The sequence below is a fragment of the Candidatus Marimicrobium litorale genome (assembly GCF_026262645.1).
Taxonomy (GTDB): Bacteria; Pseudomonadota; Gammaproteobacteria; order Pseudomonadales; family Halieaceae; genus Marimicrobium; species Marimicrobium litorale.
In genome coordinates this window covers 2,490,020-2,511,990 of the sequence record NZ_SHNO01000001.1, presented here as the reverse complement: position 1 = coordinate 2,511,990, position 21,971 = coordinate 2,490,020, and the positions used below count along the sequence as shown (strand labels likewise).

The 21,971-nt window shown below is 57.1% G+C and carries 20 protein-coding genes; 13 read left to right on the top strand and 7 right to left on the bottom strand.

Annotation, left to right across the window (positions count from 1 at the left end; all coding sequences use genetic code 11):
* Positions 1–37 precede the first annotated feature (37 nt).
* Positions 38–766 (bottom strand): sterol desaturase family protein, encoded by a 729-nt coding sequence (locus EYC82_RS11250; protein WP_279249627.1) that lies wholly within the window; start codon positions 764–766, stop codon positions 38–40.
* Positions 763–1,830 carry a MarR family winged helix-turn-helix transcriptional regulator gene (locus EYC82_RS11245; RefSeq protein WP_279249626.1) on the bottom strand — a complete coding sequence of 356 codons (1,068 nt, stop codon included), beginning with the start codon at positions 1,828–1,830 and terminating at the stop codon, positions 763–765. Before EYC82_RS11245 ends, EYC82_RS11250 begins: the two co-directional genes overlap by 4 nt.
* Before the next feature lie 117 nt (positions 1,831–1,947).
* Between EYC82_RS11245 and EYC82_RS11240 the strand changes: the two genes are divergently transcribed.
* Genes EYC82_RS11240 through EYC82_RS11210 form a run of 7 tightly spaced genes read left to right on the top strand, consistent with a single transcriptional unit; the run spans position 1,948 to position 7,816 of the window.
* A complete protein-coding gene (locus tag EYC82_RS11240) occupies positions 1,948–2,835 on the top strand; it encodes an NAD(P)-dependent oxidoreductase (RefSeq protein WP_279249625.1) in 888 nt (295 codons plus the stop codon).
* Positions 2,836–2,852: 17 nt separating this feature from the next.
* Positions 2,853–4,316, top strand: coding sequence for an aldehyde dehydrogenase family protein (locus EYC82_RS11235; protein ID WP_279249624.1), 1,464 nt, complete (start codon positions 2,853–2,855; stop codon positions 4,314–4,316).
* A complete protein-coding gene (locus EYC82_RS11230; protein WP_279249623.1) occupies positions 4,313–5,086 on the top strand; it encodes an SDR family oxidoreductase in 774 nt (257 codons plus the stop codon). The genes EYC82_RS11235 and EYC82_RS11230 overlap by 4 nt, the downstream gene beginning before the upstream one ends.
* A gap of 30 nt (positions 5,087–5,116) precedes the next feature.
* On the top strand, positions 5,117–5,938 hold the full coding sequence (locus tag EYC82_RS11225; protein ID WP_279249622.1) for an SDR family oxidoreductase: 822 nt from the start codon (positions 5,117–5,119) through the stop codon (positions 5,936–5,938).
* Position 5,939: 1 nt separating this feature from the next.
* The gene (locus EYC82_RS11220) at positions 5,940–6,830 is read left to right on the top strand and encodes an NAD-dependent epimerase/dehydratase family protein (protein ID WP_279249621.1); all 891 of its coding nucleotides are present in this window, start codon (positions 5,940–5,942) and stop codon (positions 6,828–6,830) included.
* A 29-nt stretch (positions 6,831–6,859) separates the two neighbouring features.
* Positions 6,860–7,387, top strand: coding sequence for a nuclear transport factor 2 family protein (locus EYC82_RS11215; protein ID WP_279249620.1), 528 nt, complete (start codon positions 6,860–6,862; stop codon positions 7,385–7,387).
* Positions 7,388–7,417: 30 nt separating this feature from the next.
* Positions 7,418–7,816: a hypothetical protein gene (locus EYC82_RS11210; RefSeq protein ID WP_279249619.1), complete on the top strand. Its 399-nt coding sequence runs from the start codon at positions 7,418–7,420 to the stop codon at positions 7,814–7,816.
* A 37-nt stretch (positions 7,817–7,853) separates the two neighbouring features.
* Here EYC82_RS11210 and EYC82_RS11205 read toward each other — a convergent pair whose 3' ends face one another.
* Positions 7,854–8,141: a hypothetical protein gene (locus tag EYC82_RS11205; protein ID WP_279249618.1), complete on the bottom strand. Its 288-nt coding sequence runs from the start codon at positions 8,139–8,141 to the stop codon at positions 7,854–7,856.
* A 218-nt stretch (positions 8,142–8,359) separates the two neighbouring features.
* On the opposite strand from EYC82_RS11205, the gene EYC82_RS11200 reads away from it, so the two are divergent.
* Together EYC82_RS11200 and EYC82_RS11195 are read left to right on the top strand one after the other, a co-directional pair.
* Entirely contained in the window at positions 8,360–9,616 is a 1,257-nt protein-coding gene (locus EYC82_RS11200) for an aromatic ring-hydroxylating oxygenase subunit alpha (RefSeq protein ID WP_279249617.1), read from the top strand.
* Between the two features lie 47 nt (positions 9,617–9,663).
* The gene (locus EYC82_RS11195) at positions 9,664–11,811 is read left to right on the top strand and encodes a molybdopterin-containing oxidoreductase family protein (protein ID WP_279249616.1); all 2,148 of its coding nucleotides are present in this window, start codon (positions 9,664–9,666) and stop codon (positions 11,809–11,811) included.
* A gap of 118 nt (positions 11,812–11,929) precedes the next feature.
* Here the strand turns inward: EYC82_RS11195 and katG are convergent, their stop codons facing one another.
* On the bottom strand, positions 11,930–14,197 hold the full coding sequence (gene katG / locus EYC82_RS11190) for a catalase/peroxidase HPI (RefSeq protein ID WP_423243906.1): 2,268 nt from the start codon (positions 14,195–14,197) through the stop codon (positions 11,930–11,932).
* Positions 14,198–14,549: 352 nt separating this feature from the next.
* The gene (locus tag EYC82_RS11185) at positions 14,550–15,473 is read right to left on the bottom strand and encodes a hypothetical protein (RefSeq protein ID WP_279249615.1); all 924 of its coding nucleotides are present in this window, start codon (positions 15,471–15,473) and stop codon (positions 14,550–14,552) included.
* A gap of 248 nt (positions 15,474–15,721) precedes the next feature.
* Here EYC82_RS11185 and EYC82_RS18120 point away from each other — a divergent pair, with 248 nt between their 5' ends.
* From EYC82_RS18120 to EYC82_RS11160, 4 genes are all read left to right on the top strand, one after another.
* Positions 15,722–16,258, top strand: a complete 537-nt coding sequence (locus tag EYC82_RS18120) for a UGSC family (seleno)protein (RefSeq protein WP_341475060.1) — start codon at positions 15,722–15,724, stop codon at positions 16,256–16,258.
* Positions 16,251–17,321, top strand: a complete 1,071-nt coding sequence (locus EYC82_RS11170) for a hypothetical protein (RefSeq protein ID WP_279249612.1) — start codon at positions 16,251–16,253, stop codon at positions 17,319–17,321. Before EYC82_RS18120 ends, EYC82_RS11170 begins: the two co-directional genes overlap by 8 nt.
* 203 nt (positions 17,322–17,524) lie before the next feature.
* Positions 17,525–19,045 (top strand): molybdopterin-dependent oxidoreductase, encoded by a 1,521-nt coding sequence (locus EYC82_RS11165; protein WP_279249611.1) that lies wholly within the window; start codon positions 17,525–17,527, stop codon positions 19,043–19,045.
* A 159-nt stretch (positions 19,046–19,204) separates the two neighbouring features.
* Complete coding sequence (locus EYC82_RS11160; RefSeq protein WP_279249610.1) at positions 19,205–19,963, top strand: flavodoxin family protein; 759 nt, start codon at positions 19,205–19,207, stop codon at positions 19,961–19,963.
* A 99-nt stretch (positions 19,964–20,062) separates the two neighbouring features.
* On the opposite strand, the gene EYC82_RS11155 is transcribed toward EYC82_RS11160, so the two are convergent.
* Together EYC82_RS11155 and EYC82_RS11150 are read right to left on the bottom strand one after the other, a co-directional pair.
* Positions 20,063–20,623: an SOUL family heme-binding protein gene (locus tag EYC82_RS11155; protein ID WP_279249609.1), complete on the bottom strand. Its 561-nt coding sequence runs from the start codon at positions 20,621–20,623 to the stop codon at positions 20,063–20,065.
* A 215-nt stretch (positions 20,624–20,838) separates the two neighbouring features.
* Positions 20,839–21,879 (bottom strand): DUF3080 family protein, encoded by a 1,041-nt coding sequence (locus EYC82_RS11150; RefSeq protein WP_279249608.1) that lies wholly within the window; start codon positions 21,877–21,879, stop codon positions 20,839–20,841.
* Positions 21,880–21,971: the final 92 nt, after the last annotated feature.

The following is a 21,971-nucleotide window of genomic DNA, read 5'->3' as shown; positions in this document are numbered from 1 at the left end:
ATCTCCAGGTTACAGTGTAAGCGCAGGTCGTCGGGCCCTAGTCGAGAGTTCCGAAGATCTTGTCGTAAAAAAGGGTGATTGTCGCGTAGTTCCCCTTGTGCATATTTTCATGGTGCACATGGTGCTTGGCAACAACCCAGTTCAGTGTTTTGAAGGGGAAGCGTGGCACATCGAAGTAGACATGATTGATCTGGTTCAGCTGAAAATAAATCACGAAGGTGAGAACGATGGTCCATAGTTGGAACGGCCCCATGATCAGTGATAGCCCAATTACTGTCGCCATGTAGCCGCCGAGGCCGATGAAGGTTTCCAACGGATGGACGTAATGTGCATCGAGATAACAGGGGTTTCGCGCCTGATGGTGTACCGCGTGAACCTGACGCATTGCGCCATTGCCATGGAACCAGAAACGGTGCGCACAGTAGTAAAAAAAATCATACACCATCAGGAGTACGAATCCGTCTAGCAGGATTTGCCACCACGGTTGTGCTTCGAAGGTAATGCAAAAAGGTAATAGCAGCAGGAAAAAAGTAAGGTTGAGATACTTTCCCACATTTCTGCTGGATGCCACCATTGGTGGGTATTTCTCTTTTTTCCAGCGGATTTTATCTTCTACTTTATTGATGCGTCGCATTTCGGCCAGATCCGGATGCTTGAACAGCAACCGTTTACCAATGATAGAAATTGCTACGATCAATCCCAGCGCTGCCACTGAGCCCAGTATGTTGTAATGCTCCCAGAGTATGGAAAGCCACTCGTTGTTCATACTTGCTTACCTCGCGGATTAAGGGGGGAAAGGAGCAGCCTGCCCAGAGCCTGGCTGGTCTGTTCTCCCAATTGTTGTTGTAGTCGGTGCGCCAGCAGACCGATGTCCACTGTGCTATCTGTTTCGAAAACCTCCTGCTCCAGACCGAGGCCGAGATAAAGCGCTCGCAACGTGTCGCTGACACGCTGCAGCCTGTCTTCGCCAATCAGTGCGCCTAATTCTGCTTCCAGCTCCGTCACGCTCAGAACGGAGTCGGCAATCAGCTGGTCTCCCTGGCTGGTGAAACGAAGCACCCGCTGTCTCGCATCCTGCGGGTCTGTCTCACGTCGTAGATAGCCCAGTAATTCAAGCTCGGTGGCAATGGCGCTAATCGCTTGCTTACTCACATCATGTATAGCCGCCATCTGCTGAATGCGGCCACCGGAGGGGCCAATCATGGTCAGCACCTGGCCAAAGGAGAGTTTCAATCCCGGGTGGCCCTTGTCGCGCGTAAGTTCCATCAGGCGCTGTAATGAGTAGTCAGAGAGTCGTGGTAGCAGGCCACCCATCACGTCGCGCCCGGACGACTCATTGCTTTTCGGTGTCAGTCCAAGGCGCAGTTGTCGGTAGAGTTGGCTCAGTGACTGGCTTGCGTCGCTGATGCGTGCCTCGCCGGCTATCTCGGCAAGCTGTCGATCGAGTCCGGCGACGATACGAATACCGTCCCGTCGCAGTCGGATGCCCTCGCTGGACAGTGCAAGGCGGCGTGCCCGGCCATCGGTTGGGTGGGCGCGTCGCTCGATATAGCCTGCCGCCTCAACCTGTTTCGCGGTCTGGTTGCATGCCTGGCGAGAAACACCCAATATTTCAGCCAGATCGGTGAGGCGCTTCTCACCCTCGCCAATCAGGGTGATATAGGGCGCGAAACCCAGTCGCAGATTGGCATGTCCGCACTCCTCCTGCAGCGTATTCATCATACTGGCCTGCAGGTAGCGCGCGACGCCCAGCAGGTGCCGGGAGAAGTTGTGGCGGTAGCGCTCGCGAGCTGAATCCGGCGCGGTGCTTTCCCTTGATAATGCAGTCATGGGCCAGATAGTAAACCTCGATTGACGGCTAGTCAATTCGTATTGACATAATGCAAATGCACTGGCTACACTGCGGACTCGATTTGAGTGGCGCGGGCAGGCGCTATTGGAGAGGAAATGAGCGCAAACACCGGCACCAATAACAACGTGGGCTATATCGGCCTCGGCAACATCGGTAAGCCCTCGGCTCAGCGTCTGATCGGCGGTGCCTTCCACGCGCATGTCTATGATGTATATGCGCCCGCCATGGAAGAGCTAATTGCCGCTGGTGCCACTGCTTGTGAATCGGTCGCGGTGTTGGCCAGTGTTTGTGAGCATATCGGTATCTGTGTCCGGGATGATGCCCAGGTGGAGGCGCTATTGCAGGGCGATGGCGGCATTTTTGCCAACGCCCGACCGGGCACCCTGGTGGCCGTGCACAGTACGGTAACGCAGGCTAATTTGCTGGCTTGGTCGGTACAGGCCGCAGAGCGCGGCATTGATCTTATCGATGCGCCGATCACCGGGGGCGCACACCGGGCCGCCGATGGCACTCTGTGCTATATGGTCGGCGGCAGTGAGGATCAGGTCGCCCGTGGCACACCCGTATTCGAGACCTCGGCTGAAAAAGTGGTTCATGCAGGCCCTGTCGGCTCGGGTATTGCCCTGAAGCTCTGCAATAATTTCATCCAGTACACCGAATTCGTAGCGATGGCGGAGGCGACGCGTCTGGCCCACGCTTGCGGTTTGTCCGGCGATGTCCTGCGGGACGTGGGACTTTCCAACGGTGTAGTTAACGAACAGATGCACATGTTTGTCAGCGGACGCAACGGACTGGCGGGCAACTGCAGTGAAGAGGACATGGAGCAAATATTCGGCACTATGGGCCGCCTCGGGCGAAAGGATCTGGAGTGTGCGCTTACTACCGCTGAAGACAAGGGGGTAGATATGCCTACCGCACAATTTATCTGTGACAGAATTGAGAATGTCTTTCTGGCGAAGGACGAATCGCGACTACCCGAATAACATCAGGAGAGCATGAGATGGAACCGGAAACGAGGCTGTTTATCGACGGCGAACTGTGCAACGCAGCGAGCGGCAAGCGGTACCCCAATATCAACCCCGCGACCGAGGAGGTCATGGGGGAGGTGGCAGACGCAGGGCGCGAGGACATGGACAGGGCTATCGCCGCAGCGCGCCGAGCCTTCGATGAGACCGATTGGTCCACCAATCATGCTTTTCGCTTGCGCTGTCTTGAACAGTTGCACAAGGGCCTGCTGGCTATCGATGAGGCGTTTCGGGTGCAGATCGCGGCCGAGACCGGTGGACCCCTCGGTATTTGCGGTGATATGGGGCCTCAGTGTAAAACCCCGATTGGCTTCATTGAATATACCTTAAAGAGCCTGCCTGAGTACGAGTGGAGCCGGGACCTCGGCGTGGCAGAGATGATGGGCATGCGCAGCCGTCGATTGGTAGAAAAAGAGGCCGTGGGCGTGGTGGCCTGCATTACGCCTTGGAATGTCCCTCTGCAGATCAATTTGGCGAAGTGCATTCCGGCACTGGCGGCGGGCTGCACGGTGGTGCTCAAAGCGGCCCCCGATACGCCATGGTCCGCCACGATGTTGGGACGCGTGATCAAGGAGCAAACCGATATCCCCGCCGGAGTGTTTAACGTAATTACCGCCGCAGACCCGAAGGACGTGGGTGAACAACTGGTTGATGATCCGCGGGTCGATATGATCTCCTTTACCGGATCTACCGGCGTTGGCAAACACATTGCCGCACGTGCCGCTGCCACAGTTAAAAAGGTTTTTCTCGAGCTGGGCGGCAAGTCCGCCAACATCATCCTCGACGACGCAGATCTTAATACCTGTTTGTTAAGTTCACTGGGGGTTTGTTTCCACGCCGGCCAGGGCTGTGCCATTCTTTCCAGATTGTTGGTACCGCGCTCCCGCCAGGCCGAAGTAGAGGAGCTGTTGCCCACGTTTTTCAGCTTTATCGAATACGGAGACCCATCCTCCGATAGCCAGATAATGGGAGCACTGGTCAATGCGCGACAGCGTGAGCGTGTGCTGGGTTACATAGAAAAGGGCAAGGCCGAGGGCGCCCGTCTGCTGATGGGCGGTGGCGTGCCTGAGCACCTCGACAAGGGGTTTTACGTTGAACCTACCGTGTTTACTGACGTAACGAATGATATGACTATCGCGCGGGAGGAAATCTTCGGTCCGGTGCTGGTCATCATCCCCTACGATGATGAGGAGGACGCCATCCGCATTGCCAACGACTCGGATTTCGGTCTCTCTGGCGCCGTCTGGTCTGCCAGCGAAGAGCGCTCTCTGGCAGTGGCGCGACGTATCCGCACCGGCACGATCAATGTAAACGGTGGTATTTTTTATGGCGCGGATGCGCCATTTGGCGGTTACAAGCAGAGCGGTGTCGGTCGCGAAATGGGTCGTGAGGGCTTTGAGGAGTATCTTGAAACCAAGACTTTGGCAATTGGCGTATGAGCCATGGCTTGCGAGATCGGGTTTACATTGTTACCGGCGCCTCGAAGGGCTTCGGTCTCGCCATTGCCCGGCGCCTCGTTGAGCAGGGCGCTCGCGTAGGTATCATTAGCCGTAATCAGGAAGCCGTTGATGAGGCGGTTGCACAGATTGGTATTGAGTACACCCACGGAGCAGCCTGCGACGTGGGATCCAGTGAACAGGTTCGCGAGGTATTTGCGAAATTAAAAAGTCACTTCGGACGGCTTGATGGTTTGGTCAATAACGCCGGACTGGCCACTCCCAACAGCGTGGAAAATTTGGTGGAATCTGAGGTGGTCGCGCAGGTGCAGACCAACTTTCTGGGAACGGTGTTTTGCTGCCAGGCGGCGATTAGCCTGTTACGTGACGGTGATAACCCGCGCATAGTAAATATCTCTTCGGCCAGTGCCTGGCATGACGATGAGATGAGCCATCTTTCGATCTACGCTTCCACTAAAGCAGCGGTCGAACGTTTCAGTCGCGACCTGAGGCTGGAGCTGCAACACGACCAGATCGGTGTCACCTGTGTTCGCCCTGGGGGAGCGATGACGAATTTCTCCGATGGCTGGGATTCTGACGCCCTTGCGGGCGCTCTCGAAGCATGGCGCGATGCGGGAGCCTATCTTGATATGGGCATGGAACCGGAGGACGTTGCGGATGCGGTTTGCTTCGCCCTGGCGCAGCGCGCGGGTGTTGCCGTAGACCTGCTGGAGGTGAGACCCAATAGACTGATCTCCAAGTCAATATTTTAGCAACAGACCCCAAAATAAAAGGAAATACGCATGAGTGATGTACTGGGTTACAAAGGGAAAAACGTGGTGATTACCGGAGCGGCATCCGGCATGGGTCAAGCGGCGGCACAACTGCTGGTGGATCTTGGCGCTGAAGTCTATGCCTTGGACATTGCGGAAATTTCCGCACCGGTGGCAGCCGCCATCAGGGTCGATATGAAAGATGGCGATAGCATTGACAAAGCGGTAGCACAACTGCCGAGTGATATTCACGCGCTGTTCAACTGTGCGGGAGTGCCCAGTCCGCCATTTTCAGCGGAGGAAACCGTGCTGATCAATTTCGCAGGCCTGCGCTACCTTACAGAAGCTTTGGTAGACCGGATGGGCAATGGCAGTGGTATTGCCTCTATAGCCTCAACGGCGGGTATGGGCTGGCGGCCCAATCTGGCGTTAGTAAAGGAATTTCTCGCGCTGGACAACAGCCATAGTGCCGCTGTTCAATGGCTGCAGGCTAACGCTGACAAGGTGCCCGATGGCTACGGCTTTTCCAAGCAATGTATTATTGTTTATACCATGCACATGGCCAGAGAGCTGGCCAAAAAGGGTATTCGTATTAACTGTATCGCACCATCGCCGACAGACAGCGGTTTTATGAAAATCTTAAAGGGGGAAGGACAGATTCCCGACGAGGCAGTGGAACTGTTCCTGCCGTCAAACGGACAGTACGCAACCGGTGCGGAAATGGGCGCGCCATTGGTAATGCTCAATAGCGCGTTGGCGAGTTTTGTTAGCGGGAATAATCTGCCGGTGGATTTTGGTTACTGCGCAGAGGTGACCATGGCGCAGCGAGACGATCTGCTGGGTATTGCCTGAAATGAAGGTACTGATGGTTGGCGGCACAGGTCTGACAGGCGCTCATGGCGCACTGTACTTACGTGAGAACGGTCACGATGTGACTCTGGTGTCGCGGGCAGAGCCTACGCTTGCTTGTTTGCAGGACTTTGCGCATATCGCCGCGAACTATACAGACGATGAAATAGCGCCGAATGTGCTCTTTGGTTTTGATGCGCTGGTATTTGCAGCCGGCGCAGACATACGTCAGCTTCCTCCTGATGAAAATGAGGATAGTTTTTTTCAGCGCGTGAACAGCGAGGCGATCCCGCGGTTCTTTGCCAATGCCAGGGCGGCTGGGATACCACGGGCAGTTTATATCGGTACTTATTATCCGCAGGTTGTGCCTCAACAAATCGAGAGCAGTGCCTACGTGCGCTCGCGTCATCTTGCAGACGAGGGCCTGCGGGCATTGAACAGCGATAGCTTCAGAGTCTGCAGTCTGAATGCGCCGTTCATTATCGGTCATGTGCCCGGTCTGGCGCAGCCTCACCTCGAGGCGCTGGTGCATTACGTGTCGGGTCAAATTGAGGGTTTGCCGCTGGTGGCTCCCGCAGGGGGAGTCAATCATATAACCAGTCGCTCCATGTCAGAGGCGATAGCGGGTGCACTGGCTCGCGGGGAAGGTGGCAGGGCTTACCTTGTCGGCGACGAGAACCTGAGCTGGAAAACCTATCTCGAGTATTTTTGTGAGGCTGTGGGTAATCCGCAGGATTTGCCGGTTTCTGAAGAGGAGCACCCGATGTTCCCGGATGCCATTCTCTACGCAGGTCGTAATATAACCATTAGTTACGAACCGGATAATGGCGAGCTCGAATACAGTCGCGGTCATGTGCGCGCGGCGATCAATGAAATTGTTGCAGCGTGCTCATGACCACAGACGTTGCCCCGTAAGGAGCCGATATGGCCAGCTTGACTAACGAGAAACTGCGCGCGACGGCCGATAAATTGATTGCAGCCCATGAAGAGGCATCCCGGAGCGACGATTGGCTGTTCTTCGTCGATGAGATATACGCGGCTGACTGTGTGTACACCTGCGAGTACGCGGGTGTCATGATGGTCACTGCTAACGGGATCGACGAGATTAAGGCGACGCACTACGGCCGCGATATGCAGGTTGGGTGGGAAGGTTGGACCTTTCCCTACCTCGGTGTCTATACGGGTACGGGAAACCGCCTGGTGACGCACTGGCTGAATCGAGGGCCGGGTCAGCGCGCTGATGGTAGTCATTTTGAAACGCCCGGGATTTCGTTTATTACATTGGATGATGAGGCGAGAATTTGCCGGCAGTTCGATATGTTTGATCTCGCTCATCAGATGAAGCTCTGTGATGAGCTTGAATCCGCCGGTTTGCTTTCGTCTCAGCTCAAGGCGCAGTGGGTGCTGCCGATGAAGGGAAAACTGGAAGCGCAACTCGCACAAAACCGCTAACAGAGCCCGGGTGGCCCAGGGGAGTTATCTATGGAGAGCGTCCGCATAAAAAGTGTCGCTGTCTCGCTATTGATAGTGTGCCTGTTACTGGTGCAGGTCTCTCATGGCGCCGATGCAAATGGCAACTACCGGATTATGACCACCGACCTTGTCAAAAGTTGCGCAGCGTTGAATGCCGCGGTCACTCTGGCTCAGGTAGAGGATAGCTGGGCTCCTTTGCATGGTTTTTCGTTGTACACCATGGGTTATATCACGGCAGTTAATCGACTGGCTTTTGACACCTATGATCTTGCGGCAGGTAAAAACCCGAAGAATCTGTTACTTTGGTTGGAGCGCTATTGTGAGGCTTACCCGGGCAAGAGCACGGATGAAGCGTTACACGAATTGGTGAAAGAGCTTTACTCGACGAGGCTTGCTTACCCTAGGTGATACGCGATGAAGTGCGCAGTTGGGCTTCTGCGTTTTTTTAGGGCTCGTTCGATTCGACATGTATCTTGCGCCACTGGCCCTCGGAATAATACATGCCGTGCTTTTCTGCACACGCCGCCTTACTGTCTTGCTCCAGGCCGCCAACAGCGCTGATGCCCGCAGCGGCATTCATGGATTTCTCAAGATTAATGCAGCGTTCCATGATTTCCGTGTTTTTTGCAAGGTGGGCTTCCAGTTCGTCACGTTCATCCTCCTGAGCGGCCGTAATCCAATACCACAATACAACGGCGAGGCCTGTAAGCAGTAGCACCGTAGTTTTTTTCATTATGGTTGTTTCCCCCGCCGTGCCACTGTTCGCAAGCCCGGCTGGGGGTACGCGGTGCTTTGAGCAACTTCGGCATTGAGTACACTGGAGCTTATGGTATAGGTCTAGGTCTTTCGCGCGCCTTTTGTCTGCTCTGGCAAGCCCCCGGCACTCGCTATACTATACTGTGGCGCGGCCAGTAAGAATAATTCGATAATACAGCTTTGGAGGGGTTATCAATGGCTATGAGCTCGAAAGAGGTTCAGACCCTGAAAGACCTCATGGAGTATGAGGCCGAGCGTAAAGCGCCCCCGGAGGGTTTTCCCGACCTGCCCGATATACCTGCCGGGCGATATGTAGACCTGCGATTTTTTGCGCTGGAGCAGGAACACGTCTGGCGCAAGAGCTGGCTGCTCGCGGCGCACATCGACGAGTTGCCGGAACCGGGTTCTTTTCGGTTGTGGGACATCACCGGACAGCCGGTGGTTCTCATTCACGGAGACGAAGGAACGATCAACGCCTTCTACAACACCTGTCGACATCGAGGCGCGCCCGTGGTGACAGAGCGCAGTGGCAGCAAGCGGCGATTTGTTTGTCCTTATCATGGTTGGTGCTACAGCCGTGAAGGAGAGCTGCTGGCCGTGCGTGATTCCGAGGATTTCGGCAATCTGGATGTCTCGACCCGGGGACTCAAGTCTATTCGCTGCGAACGCTTTGGAAATCTTATCTTTGTAAATTTTGATTCACAGGCGCTCAGCCTGCTTGACTGGCTTGGCCCGATTGCGGATGAATGGAAGGAATTTCAGTTTGAAAACTGCCGCCTTGCGGCTCGCCATGTGTTCGATCTCAACTGTAACTGGAAGATTGCCATGGAAGCCAACACGGAGGTTTATCATGTACGCAGCATTCACCCGCACACGGTGTCGCCAATTCTCGATGATCGACGCAATGTAAATACGCTGTACCGCCATGGCCACGGTCGCATGATAGCGCCAACCCCCAAAGGGAAGGTGGCGCTTGACGTGATGCCGGTATCACCGGACATCGCCCAAATCGACACGGTGGGTGAGCTGGGGCGAACCTGCACCCAGTCCTACGGCCTGTTTCCCAACTGGGTATCACCCCTTAGTCAGTATGCGATTCCGCCGATACTATTTTGGCCGAACGGTATCAACAAATGTCGGATGGAAACCTGGACTATGGCCCCCCAGTGGAAAGAGGGTTTGCAGCCGGATTTCTGGACAGAGAATAATGGCACTGAGCTCTCCGCCGTTCTGAAGGAAGACACCCAGTTCGGCGAAAAAATCCAGACGTCTATGGAATCACGAGGCTTTGAGGGGGTGCCCTTGAGCTATCAGGAGGCGCGTATCTATCACTGGAATCAGGCAGCGGATCGCATGATCGGCATAGAGAATATTCCGCCAGAACTCCGTGTCGAGCAGGTGATCGGCGATGAGTGGATCTACCCTAGCGACCCTAGGCGACAATATCTTTAGCACTCGAAAAAATATGTAGCGGGATGAAAAGAAAAGGGAAAGCCGAGATGATCGAAACCAAAAAGACCTTCTGTCGCTTCTGTCACGTGTTTTGTGGCCTGGAAGTCGATGTCGAAAAAAACCGCGTGGTGGGTGTCCGCGGCGATCACGATAACCCTGTTTCTGAAGGCTATACCTGCCCCAAAGGCCGCGCCGAGCACGAGCGTATCAATCACCCGGATCGATTGCGTGTGTCGCAAAAAAAAGTTGATGGGCAGTTCGTCGATATCGATTCTTCTAGAGCTATCGAGGAAATAGGCGATAAGTTACGCGCTATTATCGACGAGCATGGCCCAGAATCGGTAGCCGTGTATGTGGGTTGCGGCGGTCATCGCACCTCGGCCGGGGGCCCGTGGTATATCGCGAAATGGCTCGAAGCCTTCGGCTCCCCGCGCCTCTACACCTCCCTGACCATTGATTCTCCGTCCTTGATCATTGCCTACGATCGCCTGTTCGGAGGGCCTCTGCCACTGGGTGTATTTGATATCGAGCATGCGGACTGTGCCCTGTTTGTAGCGACCAACCCGGTGGTGTCGCACCATTGGACTATGCCCCAATCCAACCCCTTTACGCGGTTAAAGAAAGCGCTGAACCGGGGTATGAAACTGGTGGTTATCGACCCACGCAAGTGCGATGTTGCCGAGCGGGCCCATGTGCACTTACAGGTGAAGCCCGGTGAGGATGCTAGCCTGCTGGCCTGTCTCATTCGTGAGATTATTGATAACAAGTGGTATGACGCTGAGTACGTGAATCACTATGTCAGTGGTTTCGATGAGTTGTACGAGGCGGTGAAACCTTTTACTTTGCAGTACACGGAGCACCGCACGACCTGCGCTGCGTCGGATATCGTGGAGGCTGCGCGCATCTTTGCGACCGCCAAGAGTGGCGCCGCTGCCTCGGGTACTGGTCTGCACATGGCGCGCCACCAGAATCTGACTACGCAACTGGTTCAGACACTCAACGCCCTGTGCGGCCGCTTCGATCGTCGCGGTGGCATGGCACGTATCGCGGGCACGCTCGGCCCCAAACTGCCTTCGGAGGGCAACTCGCCATTGCCCGTATCGATGCGTACAGAGCAGCGTTCGCGCGTGCGCGATATCCAGGGGATTACGGGCCTGTTTGGTTATCAGGAAATGCCTACTAACACACTGGCCGATGAGATTCTGACACCCGGCAAAGGGCAAGTGAAGGCGCTTATTGTTAATGGTGGTAATCCCGCGCTGGTGTTCAGCGACACAGACCACACCCTTAAAGCGCTGGAGGAACTGGATTTGCTGGTGGTGAATGATCTCTTTATGTCGGCTACGGCCAGGCATTCGGACTACGTGATGGCAGTGACGCACCCCTTCGAAAGAGTGGATATCCCGATGCTATCTGACAATTACTATCCGTTCTCTTTCAACCAGTACTCTGAAAAGATGGTGGAGCCACAGGACGATGTGATCGAAGAGTGGGAATTTTTTTGGCGTGTGGCCCAGCGTATGGGCAGCGGTTTCAGCTTGCCGGGTATAGACGCCGACGATGCGCCAACAGCGGACGAGGTTATCCGCGCCCTGACGCCGTCCGCCCGTATTTCACTGCAGGAACTCAAAGACGCGCCCGCGAGCGGCAGGGTATACGACGCCGGTATTCCGGAGGTGGGTGGTGTGATTCCCGATATGATCGGCCATGCAGACAGGCGGCTGGCCGCCGGTCACCCGGAGGTCATTGCGGAACTTTCCGAGGTCTACGCCGAACCCGTGCTCATCGGCGGCGCCTACCGGGAGGGACAGAATTTTGATTTTCGCCTGATTACCTACCGCATGCCCGAGGTGTATTGCACCACCGGAAACAACCTGCCCAGCCTGCGCCGCAAGCGCCAGTATAATCCGGCGCTTATGAGCCGGGAAGACATGGCCCGATTATCTCTCAGTGACGAGGATCTGGTGACTATCGAGAGCGGTCACGGAAAAATTGAAGCGGTGGTGGAGTGCAGTGATAAAGTTGCGCGGGGTACCATCGGTTTGGCTCACGGCTGGGGCGACCCTGCCGATCCGCGCCCGACCAGGGAGAAGGGCAGTAACGTACAGCAACTCATCCCGCGAGATGTCGACTTTGATAAAGTCACAGGCCTTGCACAGCAAAGCGCATTTGCAGTGAATGTGTATCCCGTGTGATATGAACTGAGCGAAGATGTCACTGCGAAGGCGATTTCCCGCCCTATAACGACATTGGCCTCGATCTTCATCGAGGCCAATGCGTGAGGCGCGCCTTTGCTGGCGCAATACGTGAAGCCTACAGGTCGCGATGCAGGTCGAAGCGATCCAGTTGCATTACCTTGACCCACGCAGCGACAAAATCATCGGCCATACGCTGTTGCGCGTCATCAAAGGCATAGGCCTCTGCCACTGCCCTCAATTCTGCGTTGGATCCAAAGATAAGGTCTACCGGAGTTGCGGTGTACGTTACCTCACCGCTTTCGCGATCTACCCCTTCGTACAGCCCATCGGTGGCCGACTTCTGCCACGTTGTGGACATATCCAGTAAATTAACGAAAAAATCATTCGTCAATGCGCCTGGGTTATCCGTCAGTATGCCTGTGCTTGAATCGACCGAATTGACGTCCATCGCGCGCATGCCGCCGACCAGTACTGTCATTTCCGGAACGGTCAGGGACAGTTGATCGGCCTTATCGATGAGCATTTCAGTCGGCGGACGGTAGCTGCGCGACACATCGTAGTAGTTGCGGAAGGCATCTGCGGTCGGCTCCAGCAGCGCGAAGGACTGCAGATCCGTCTGTTCCTGTGTGGCATCAGCACGGCCGGGTACGAACGGCACGTCGATCTCAATGTCCGCTGCATCGGCGGCCTGCTCAAGCCCGACAGCGCCACCCAGCACAATCAAATCGGCGAGGGATACCTTTCTGCGACTGCCGTCATTGAATGTCTCCTGCACTCCTCGCAGGGTCTCGAGGACCTCTGCCAGCTCCGCGGGGTTATTCACCGCCCAGTCCTTTTGAGGCGCCAGCGCGATGCGTGCACCATTGGCACCGCCGCGCATATCGCCAGCTCGAAAGCTGGCGGCCGACGCCCAGGCCGTTCGCACAAGCTCTTGTGCGCTGAGGTCGGTTTTGGCAATTGCCTTCTTCAATTTCTTTATATCCCGATCAGTGATCGGGTCGCCTTCAACCGCGGGAATCGGGTCTTGCCAGATCAATTCTTCTTCTGGGAATTGATCACCAAGATAACGGGCACGAGGGCCCATGTCTCTATGGGTAAGCTTGTACCAGGCTTTGGCGAATGCGCGTTGGTATTCCGCCGGGTCGGCGAGAAAGCGCTCGGCGATCGCCCTGTACTGGGGGTCTACTTTTAATGCGATATCCGCCGTTGTCATTACGGGCGGATTCGATTTTCCTTTCACGTGTGCATCCGGCACCGCGGTGTGCAGGGCTTCATCCTTGGGAATCCAGATGATGGCTCCCGCCGGGCTGCGTGATTGTTGCCACTCAAGGTTTAGCAGGTTTTGCAGGTACAGGCTGGTCCACTGGGTGGGAGCCTGGGTCCAGGCGCCCTCGAGACCACTGGTGGTGGTATCTTCTGCGTTGCCTTTGCCGCAGCGATTCTTCCAACCAAGCCCTTGCTGCTCAGTGGGGGCGGCGGCGGGCTCCGGGCCGACACAGTCCGCGGGCTTCCGCGCGCCGTGCATCTTTCCGAACGTGTGTCCGCCTGCGATCAGTGCCAAAGTTTCCTCGTCATTCATCGCCATGCGCCCGAAGGTCAGGCGAATATTGGCTGCAGAACCTGCAGGATCCGGTTTACCCATGGGGCCCTCCGGATTGACATAGATCAGGCCCATGTGCGTCGCTCCAAGCGGACGTTGCAGTTTGCCATCGTTGTCACGACGGTCGCTCGCCAGCATTTTCACCTCGGGCCCCCAGTAGACAATATCCGGCTCCCATTCGTCGGTGCGGCCACCGGCAAAGCCATAGGTTTCAAAGCCCATATTTTCCAGCGCGACGTTTCCCGCAAGAATCATGAGGTCCCCCCACGACAAGCTTTCACCGTACTTTTGCTTAACCGGCCACAGCAGTCGCCTTGCTTTGTCCAGATTACCGTTGTCTGGCCAGCTGTTGAGAGGATCAAATCGCATTTGGCCGCCATCGCCGCCACCACGACCATCCAGGGTGCGATAGGTGCCTGCACTGTGCCATGACATGCGTATGAAGAACGGGCCGTAGTTGCCCCAGTCCGCTGGCCACCAGTCCTGCGAGTCGGTCAGCACCGCATCGATATCGGCCTTTACGGCGTCGAGATCCAGTGTGTTAAAGGCCGCGGCATAGCTGAAGTTGTCGCCCAGCGGGTTGGAGCGACTGTCGTGATCGCGCAGCGGTGCGAGGTCGAGCTGGTCAGGCCACCAGAACTGGTTGCTGCGCGGCTGCTCCAGATCGATGGTGCCGACGTCAGCGGCCCCGGCCGGTTTGGCGGTGTTTGCAGTGGCGGATAATGCGAACAGCGTCATCGTCCCCGCTATGGCCGCAGACAAACTTAGTCGCGTGTGTTTCATTCCATTACTCCTTCGTTGGTCTTGTAACAAGGCAAGGGCGAGGGGCCCTGTAATACTATAAACTCATAGAGTGGAGAGGATAGCGGCCAGCGTCAGTTTACGCCATTTAAATGTCTGTATGGCGTCAATAGGGAGGCACTATTATTGCGATTGTATAAAAACCAGCATTGGCCAGGTCTCTGCGTGATTGCACCCTTGCACCGGCATCCGCAGATACCTCCTGAAGGCTAAAAATAGATAGCAGAATCGGTGTTTTGTCGGGGCGCGCTGCTTATTAGGGATGGCGTTTCAGGCGTGCGTGTCTCGAGAGAGGACCTCGGGGCTTTAGACGAGGCGGGCTAGATCGTGCGTTTCAGTAATCCGCCACGGTGTCCGGGACGAGTATCCAGCCCGCCTCGCCCGCTTCCAGTCGATAGCCGATCTGCCGCGTGCCGCCCGAGGGCGCGGAGTTCGTGTCTTGCTCGGTGTAAACAGGAAAGCGCCGCGCCAAACGGTTCTCGACAATGGCAAATTCGTCATGTCCGCCATAACCGTCAGCGGCACCGGGCGTTTCGTCCAGCGCCGGCAGGTAAACCGGTGTCAGTGACTTCCCCCCGTTCACTGCGTAGGCGACCAGCGAGCCGTAGCTGCCGCTTCCAGCGCTACTGACAAACACATAGATCTCCGGCCAACCGTTTGCGTCCAGATCAGCAATCTCGGCCGCGGTAACTGCACCATCCAGCGATGTATTTATGGTGTCTGCCGTAAAAGGCAGTCCCCTCGGAGTAATTGTGAGTTCGTTGAGCGATCCTCCGTGGGTGGCGGACATTGTGAAAGAAATGGGCGCCTGCAAAGCGAGCGTGCATCGACCCGGCGTTGTCAGGGCCGCTGCGTCGCAGGCAAATGCTGTTGATGCCCACATCACGTAGAGGAATGGCAGACGGTTTGTCATAGACGGTAGTTTGAATAATTGCCCGTCCTGGCCCAAGCCTTTTTGACGATAAACCGGGCGACCCTCCTCATCGAGGTAGTTGCCTGGAGCATCGCCAACGGGCGTGAAGTTGAATTTCTGACCACCCGCAAAGTAGATGCCAATATAGCCCTGCCGCTGAGAAAAGCTGCAGGGCGAGGTGCGTTCAGGCAGGTGGTCGCGACTCGCTGAAAAGCCGCAATGTGCTGCATCGCTGTCTGCGCTGGCAGGCCAGGAGGTCAGGTGCACCGCGAGCACAGCTGCAATCGATAGCCACCACAACGAAGGATAATAGGTGGTGTGTAATCTTTGGTTCGTATTAATCATCTCGTTTCCCGTTGTCTGTGCACGGTGGTGACCTACTGCCAGTTTGACCTTGTTTTAGGCCTGTGCCAAATGGCATGGTGAAAGGGCGTTATGCGTATACCCCATTCAGTGCGGGTGTAATATACTCGTGTGAAAGGACAATACCTGTCCCGCTCTGCGCAGAGTCTGGTGGCCATGATGCGGATGCGTGGGTCGCCGTGCAGGGTGTGCCATTGCAGGGCGCATCCCGGTGACATAGAGGAGTTGCGATGATCGAGTACCTCAATCCGGACGCAAGCGTAGGCGTGGAGGAAACGCCCTACGAGCTGTCTTTGGTAATGGACGAGGGAGAGACGACCCCTATTGGGTTGCTCGCCAATGGATTCCCCGATTCGGTAGAGTTCCTCGATGAACTCGGTGCTGCACTGTGCAAGCTTCGACCCGGCATTGAGGTGCATGCGTTCAACAAGGGCAATGCAACGGTGCCTGCCAACGAACAATTACTGGGAGAAATCGGGGGCGAGTGCGTGGGAGTGGTTGCCGCCTACGGTCACTGAGGATCCTGCACCACCGGCACCGTGCGTGACGGCATCAATTTTGCAAACCGAGGCATCCCGGCGGTGGCTCTAGTGACGGAAGAATTCTGGTCTCAGGGAGACTTTGTCGCCAGCTCACTGGGCATGCCGAATGTTCCCCGAATCAAGCTTCCCCATCCTGTTGCCGGCACTGGCGCGGTGAATATCCGCGAGGTCGCCGAATCGATTGCACCCTTGGTAATTAATGCATTGGAGGGTGCTGATGACTGAACTGCTCTCGGCTGTGGATGAGGCGCAGGCGCTTGAAGATCTTCACAAGCGCGGTTGTACAGACGGGCTGCCGGTGGTCATACCTGTCCGCGAACGTGTTGATCGCATGGTGCTGGCGTCGGGACTGGATGGCGACATGGTGCTGGGTACGATGGGTCCCGGGCATGGTATTGCTACGATCGAGCAAGTCGGCGTCGCTGCGGTGATGGCCGGCTGTTTGCCCGACTATATGCCGGTGGTGGTGGCGGCGGTAAAAGCGGTTATCGACCCGCGCTTTGACTTGACCGAAATGCAGGCGACCACACACTGCACGGCTCCCCTTATGATTGTGAACGGACCCGCCCGCAATAGCTGCGGGCCGATCGCCTCCGGCACCGGGGCACTGGGCCCCGGTCATCGCGCCAACGCCTCTATCGGTCGCGCCCTGCGTCTGACCATGATCAATATCGGCAAGGCTCGCCCGGGCAGCTCTGATATGGCGCTGCTGGGGCACCCGGGTAAATTCACCTACTGTTTGGCCGAGGACGAGGAGAACAGCCCCTTCCCACCACTGCACTCGGACCTCGGTTTCGATACGCAGGACAGCGTTGTGACCGTGGTTGGCGCGGAGGCGCCGCATTCGGTGATTTTTGCCGGCGACGGTGATGATCCGCATGCTTACAAGGTGCTGTTGGACCTGTTGGCCATGGGGTTGGCGAATGCGCCCAGCAATAATGCGATTCTCACCGGCGGCGCTGCGGTCGTCGTTTTAAACCCTGAGCACAGCGCGGTGCTCGGCAAGGCCGGGCTGAGCCGGCAGGATATTGCCAGTGAACTCTATGAGCGTTGCTTTCTTGAGGGTGAGATGGTCAAGCGCCTGATGGGGGCATTTGCCGGTGACAATCCGCAACGCCGCATGGCCTTCAGAAGCCCTGATCAAATCCTGATCCTGCAAGCCGGCGGCAGCGGGCTCTACTCGATGGTCATGCCGTCCTGGTGTGCCGGAGCCCATGCCAACAGCGCGGTCAGCATCAGAGTGGAGGCGGATATTTTCTGCGAGATTCCCGGTCTGGCAGATAGTTGAGGCGGCACTTTGTCGCAGCGCTTGCGTGGCTGCGTCATTCGAGGCACACAAAAAATCCGGATAGTCGCTGCGAGGGTTCTGGGACGTCAGCCGGTTTGCTGCGCAGCGCGCCGACTATCAAGTGCCTTGATGCCCGTCGCCTTTCATGTGCTAGCCAACGCCGTATACTAGCATTCAGGCTTTCCCTGTAAGGAGTTAGATCTGTGCAGCACTGGTCACGTCGGTTTGTTATGAAGAGCCTCGGTGCGGCGGTTTTGCTCGCCGGCCATCCGGCAGCGATAGGCCTTAGCCGGCGTGCGATGCCGGTTGGCAAGCAGACGGCCACGTTTATCGAACACAACGACCTCCCCTGGGCACTCGAGACGCGCCGCGGTCAGTTTGGCTTCGGACCGATCACCCCGGTCTCCCACTTTTTTGTGCGCAACAACCTGCCGATGCCTCCGCCCTCGGTCACCGATGAGGGAGACCATTGGTCCTTTCAGGTCTCGGGTTGTGCGGAAGCGGGTAGCCTGACCTTGGCGGACCTCAAGGGAATGAACGTGCAAACCATTGCCAACGTGGTGCAGTGCTCCGGTAACGGGCGGGCGTTTTTCCCCCATCACCCCTCTGGCTCCCAGTGGGGTGTGGGTGGGGCGGGATGCGCGCTGTGGACGGGTGTCAGGGTTGCGGATATTTTCGAACGTTTTGGTGGCGTTGTGGATGCTCCAGCGTTCCTGACTGCAACGGGCGGCGAACAATTGCCGGAGGGTATTGCCAGAGATGCTGTGGTAGTCGAGCGATCGGTGCCTATCGAAAAGGGGCTGCGGGACTGCCTGTTGGTTTGGGAAATGAACGGGGCGCCCTTGCCCGCTGTCCATGGAGGGCCGCTGCGTCTTATTGTTCCGGGTTACTTCGGCGTTAACAATGTCAAATGGGTCAGACAACTCGGTGCAACTGGGCAGCAATCGACTGCAAAAATTCAGCAGTCGGGTTACCGCCTCAGGGCACAGGGCGTGACAGGCGGCCCACAACATCCCTCGATGTGGCGGATGCCGGTTAAGTCCTGGCTGAATGGCCCCGGGGCCGATGACCAACCTGTTCTGGCCGGTAGCGCGACGCTCTATGGTGTTGCCTTTTCGGGAGAGCGCGGTATCAGTGCGGTGGAAGTGTCTAGTGATGCGGGCGACAGCTGGCAGGTTGCGAAATTGGTAGGCCCCGATCTGGGACCCAATGCCTGGCGTACTTTCAGCCTGCAAACAACACTCGATACCGGTATACACCGGTTTGTGAGCAGGGCAACCGATACCGAGGGTGCGCAGCAGCCAGAGCAAACTCAAGACAACCAGCGGGGTTATGGGCATAACGGCTGGGGCGATCATGGTTTAACGATTACCGCAGTGAAGACGCTACCGGAGCGTGAGTTGATTGCAACCGCGGAGCGCGCGTCCGTGGTACCCGCCACCCCGGTCCAGACGCCCCCTGTGCTGGTGCTGTCAGATCAGGCCCTGGCGGGAAAGGCGATCTTTGACAATCAAGCGCAACCCGGATGTGGTGTCTGTCACAGCCTTGCAGCCTCCGATGCTCGCGGCGCGGTCGGTCCCAATCTTGATACCCTCAAGCCAGGACTCGCGCAGCTGCGCAATGCTATCACCCAGGGAGTGGGCGCGATGCCCGCCTATGGAGGGCAACTTAGCCCCGTTGAAATCGATGCATTGGCAGCGTATGTATTTGAGGCCAGCCAGTAGAGCGGGTCGCAGCCAGAAAGCCCCGTGCTTGTGGTTTTCACGAGAGCAAGTCTGGTGGTGATTGCCGGGCACGCTGTGAGTCGGGCATACAGCGGATGCGACAGCAGACGCCACGAGTCATCGTGTGAGCGAGTCAACTGAGTGATGTGGAGGCAAAGCATGACCGAACAGTTCAAGAGTATCACTGAGACACAGTGCACCAACCCACCGGCGCGTTATGACGATCTAACAGTGCTGATGCTTAACTGCACACTTACACGCTCTCCCAAGATGTCCCACACCGAAGGACTGCTGCATAGGGCCGACGAGGTTTTCAAGGCCAACGGCGTCGCCAGTGAAATATTGAGGCCGGTAGATTACGAGATACCGGCAGGCCTGGAGCAGGACTACGCAGGAGAAGACGGCTACGAACGAGACGACTGGCCGAACATCCAGGCCAAAATTGATGCCTGCGATATCTTGATCATCGGCACGTCCGTATGGCTCGGAGAGAAAAGCTCTGTGTGCAACCGCGTCCTTGAGCGGATGTACGGTTACACCCATTCGTTCAATGATAAAGGTCAGTACAGAGACTACGGCAAAGTAGGCGCAACCCTGATCACGGGCAACGAAGATGGTGTCAAGCATTGTGCGATGAGCATCCTGTTTTCTTTGTCCCACATCGGCTACACCGTGCCGCCGCAGGCGGACGCGGGCTGGATGGGAGAGGCGGGCCCGGGACCTTCCTACATGGATCCCGGCTCAGGCGGGCCGCAGAACGATTTTACAAATCGCAACACGACCTTCCTGGTCTGGAACTGTCTGCATCTTGCGCGAATGTTGAAAGACGCCGGAGGGATTCCCGCGCACGGTAACCAGCCTGAAAAATGGTCAGCGGGCTGCAAAACCGACTTTCATAGCCCGGAGCACAAGCGCTGACAGGCCTCCGATGCGGACGCAGTTTGATCATAGCGGTCGATAGATTCTTATCCGGTTGCAGCGCAATGCCGAGACGGCAGCCGCGGCAGACAGGCGTGTTCACAGACCGACGGGAACGGCGACTTCATTGCGTCTGTTCCAGGGTAGCGTCCAGGGCGGGTTGTACTGATTGAGGAAGGGTTCTCCCACGGGCTGAATATTGTTCGCTTCAAGCACCGCCAGCAGCTCGCGTGATTTTTCTTCCACCCTCCCTTTGGTGGCCCAGCCGCCGAACTCGATGACCGCTAGGCGTCGCGCGGGCACCGCGTGCAGGCTCACGCTCTGGTCATTCGGGGAGGGCAACTGAGCCATCGCGTACTGTGAAGGCAGAGTGAAGGCCATGTAGCCGTCGGCGGTCGTGTGGGTTTCCACCGGCGCCGTCATGGCAATGGACTGTTCTTGCGTGTTGCCGCCGAAGATATAATTAGCGAGGCGGCGGAAACTGCTGGAAGACGAGTCGTCAGAGGCCATGGTCGTTCTGGCCTGTATGCTGGCGGCATAGTCTCTAAGTTCGACGTTGTCGATTTGCTGCGTGGTGTCGTAGGCGGGTTCCTCGATGGCGTATCCCATAGCCGCAAAGCCGGCTAATCCCAGAACAATGAAAAAGTGCTTGAAGGTCATGGTGTTGCTCCCTGTAGCGCGCCTTAAGGAATACGCCAAGCGGGCGGGGTCAGTTCATCGCTTTTTTGCACACTTGCCAGTGGCGCGCCCGGGCGCCGGGGAAACGTGCCCTCCCGCGCCCGCCGTGCTCCCGGTGGTATCACGAGTTGATGTGCCGCGCCGTTTTGCGCATTCGCAGCGGTGCCTCGACAGTTTGGCGCGGGTTTTGTCCCCGATCACGTGCAGGCCTGTCGTGCCCGTGTGAGAATCTCCAGGTGCTTTACCGCTGCCTGATCGACTGTCTCGAGCAGCTCGCGACGCTGGTGCCGCCAGCGCTGGTAATCGGGCGTTTGTGCGGATTCGAGCAGCGCTTCGAGCACAGCCACCGCGTCGACGAGAGTCGCTAGCTGTTGAGCGGTGCGGCCCGAGCGTGGCAGTACCTCTTGCCTGAAATAGGCAGTGGCATCTGCCAGCAGAATCGTACGTGTGGTATGGATCGGCGGCCGACACGGCAAACGGTCATTGACCGGGTTGTGTAGCGACGATTCCGCTGCGTGCAGCCAGTCGTGGCGCGCAGCAAGCCGCTGTAGCGTGTGTCCTGCCCGGGCGCCGGCGATCTCCCCCAGCGCAAGTTCCAGAGCAAGATTGTCGTGACGGTAATCACCCTGCAGCCAGCGGACCACCATGTCAGTCAGACGATGGAGGGCAGCCCGGGCGCGAGCCACGTCCACGGCGGGGTACTCGCCGGGTCTCGGGTGAGTATTCCAGAATGCGCGAAATGCCGGGCCGGATAAAGTGGCTTGAAAGATTTGTCCGGGTAAAGTGCTCTTTTCATAAAGCCACTTGTCGTGCAGCTGGTTTGCTGTGGCGATGTTGCCCTGCTGCCGCTGTAGCGCGATACAGTCCGGCGCGAAGTGCAGAAATTCCAGTTGCAGCAGAAGGCGTTGAGAGGCCTTCGCCTTTTTTCCGAGAGAACTGCCACGTTTGATGAGGGTGGTTTTCAGCGCGCAGTGGCGCAGTGACGTAAGGTCGAGAGTGACCGCGCCTGCGAGATTTGGGCGCGTTGTCAAGGTGATGTCGGGAGGCGGGGCGGGGGCTTGAGTCAGTGAGCTGCGCTCTATCGACGTCGACAGGGCGATCGCCAATCGGTTGATGTATATCTCGAGCGCTGTCTCGGTCGGACTCCGCTGGCAGCTGCCCAGCAACAGGCAGGCGCTGCAAAACAGGAAAAGCGGCCGGAGCCGCAGTGCGCGCTTGCCATCGTGAAAAAGGACCATGTGCCATTACCCCTGAGTTTGGCAGTTCCTTATAAACCAGAACTAGCAAGGGCGGGACATCATATTCGTTCGAGTATGCGTTTCGGGTTGTG

What these genes read in the sequence shown, in the direction of transcription:
- EYC82_RS11250 (WP_279249627.1), bottom strand. Translation starts at nt 766, where the DNA reads ATGAACAACGAGTGGCTTTCCATACTCTGGGAGCATTACAACATACTG.
- EYC82_RS11245 (WP_279249626.1), bottom strand. Translation starts at nt 1,830, where the DNA reads ATGACTGCATTATCAAGGGAAAGCACCGCGCCGGATTCAGCTCGCGAG.
- EYC82_RS11240 (WP_279249625.1), top strand. Translation starts at nt 1,948, where the DNA reads ATGAGCGCAAACACCGGCACCAATAACAACGTGGGCTATATCGGCCTC.
- EYC82_RS11235 (WP_279249624.1), top strand. Translation starts at nt 2,853, where the DNA reads ATGGAACCGGAAACGAGGCTGTTTATCGACGGCGAACTGTGCAACGCA.
- EYC82_RS11230 (WP_279249623.1), top strand. Translation starts at nt 4,313, where the DNA reads ATGAGCCATGGCTTGCGAGATCGGGTTTACATTGTTACCGGCGCCTCG.
- EYC82_RS11225 (WP_279249622.1), top strand. Translation starts at nt 5,117, where the DNA reads ATGAGTGATGTACTGGGTTACAAAGGGAAAAACGTGGTGATTACCGGA.
- EYC82_RS11220 (WP_279249621.1), top strand. Translation starts at nt 5,940, where the DNA reads ATGAAGGTACTGATGGTTGGCGGCACAGGTCTGACAGGCGCTCATGGC.
- EYC82_RS11215 (WP_279249620.1), top strand. Translation starts at nt 6,860, where the DNA reads ATGGCCAGCTTGACTAACGAGAAACTGCGCGCGACGGCCGATAAATTG.
- EYC82_RS11210 (WP_279249619.1), top strand. Translation starts at nt 7,418, where the DNA reads ATGGAGAGCGTCCGCATAAAAAGTGTCGCTGTCTCGCTATTGATAGTG.
- EYC82_RS11205 (WP_279249618.1), bottom strand. Translation starts at nt 8,141, where the DNA reads ATGAAAAAAACTACGGTGCTACTGCTTACAGGCCTCGCCGTTGTATTG.
- EYC82_RS11200 (WP_279249617.1), top strand. Translation starts at nt 8,360, where the DNA reads ATGGCTATGAGCTCGAAAGAGGTTCAGACCCTGAAAGACCTCATGGAG.
- EYC82_RS11195 (WP_279249616.1), top strand. Translation starts at nt 9,664, where the DNA reads ATGATCGAAACCAAAAAGACCTTCTGTCGCTTCTGTCACGTGTTTTGT.
- katG (WP_423243906.1), bottom strand. Translation starts at nt 14,197, where the DNA reads ATGAAACACACGCGACTAAGTTTGTCTGCGGCCATAGCGGGGACGATG.
- EYC82_RS11185 (WP_279249615.1), bottom strand. Translation starts at nt 15,473, where the DNA reads ATGATTAATACGAACCAAAGATTACACACCACCTATTATCCTTCGTTG.
- EYC82_RS11170 (WP_279249612.1), top strand. Translation starts at nt 16,251, where the DNA reads ATGACTGAACTGCTCTCGGCTGTGGATGAGGCGCAGGCGCTTGAAGAT.
- EYC82_RS11160 (WP_279249610.1), top strand. Translation starts at nt 19,205, where the DNA reads ATGACCGAACAGTTCAAGAGTATCACTGAGACACAGTGCACCAACCCA.
- EYC82_RS11155 (WP_279249609.1), bottom strand. Translation starts at nt 20,623, where the DNA reads ATGACCTTCAAGCACTTTTTCATTGTTCTGGGATTAGCCGGCTTTGCG.
- EYC82_RS11150 (WP_279249608.1), bottom strand. Translation starts at nt 21,879, where the DNA reads ATGGTCCTTTTTCACGATGGCAAGCGCGCACTGCGGCTCCGGCCGCTT.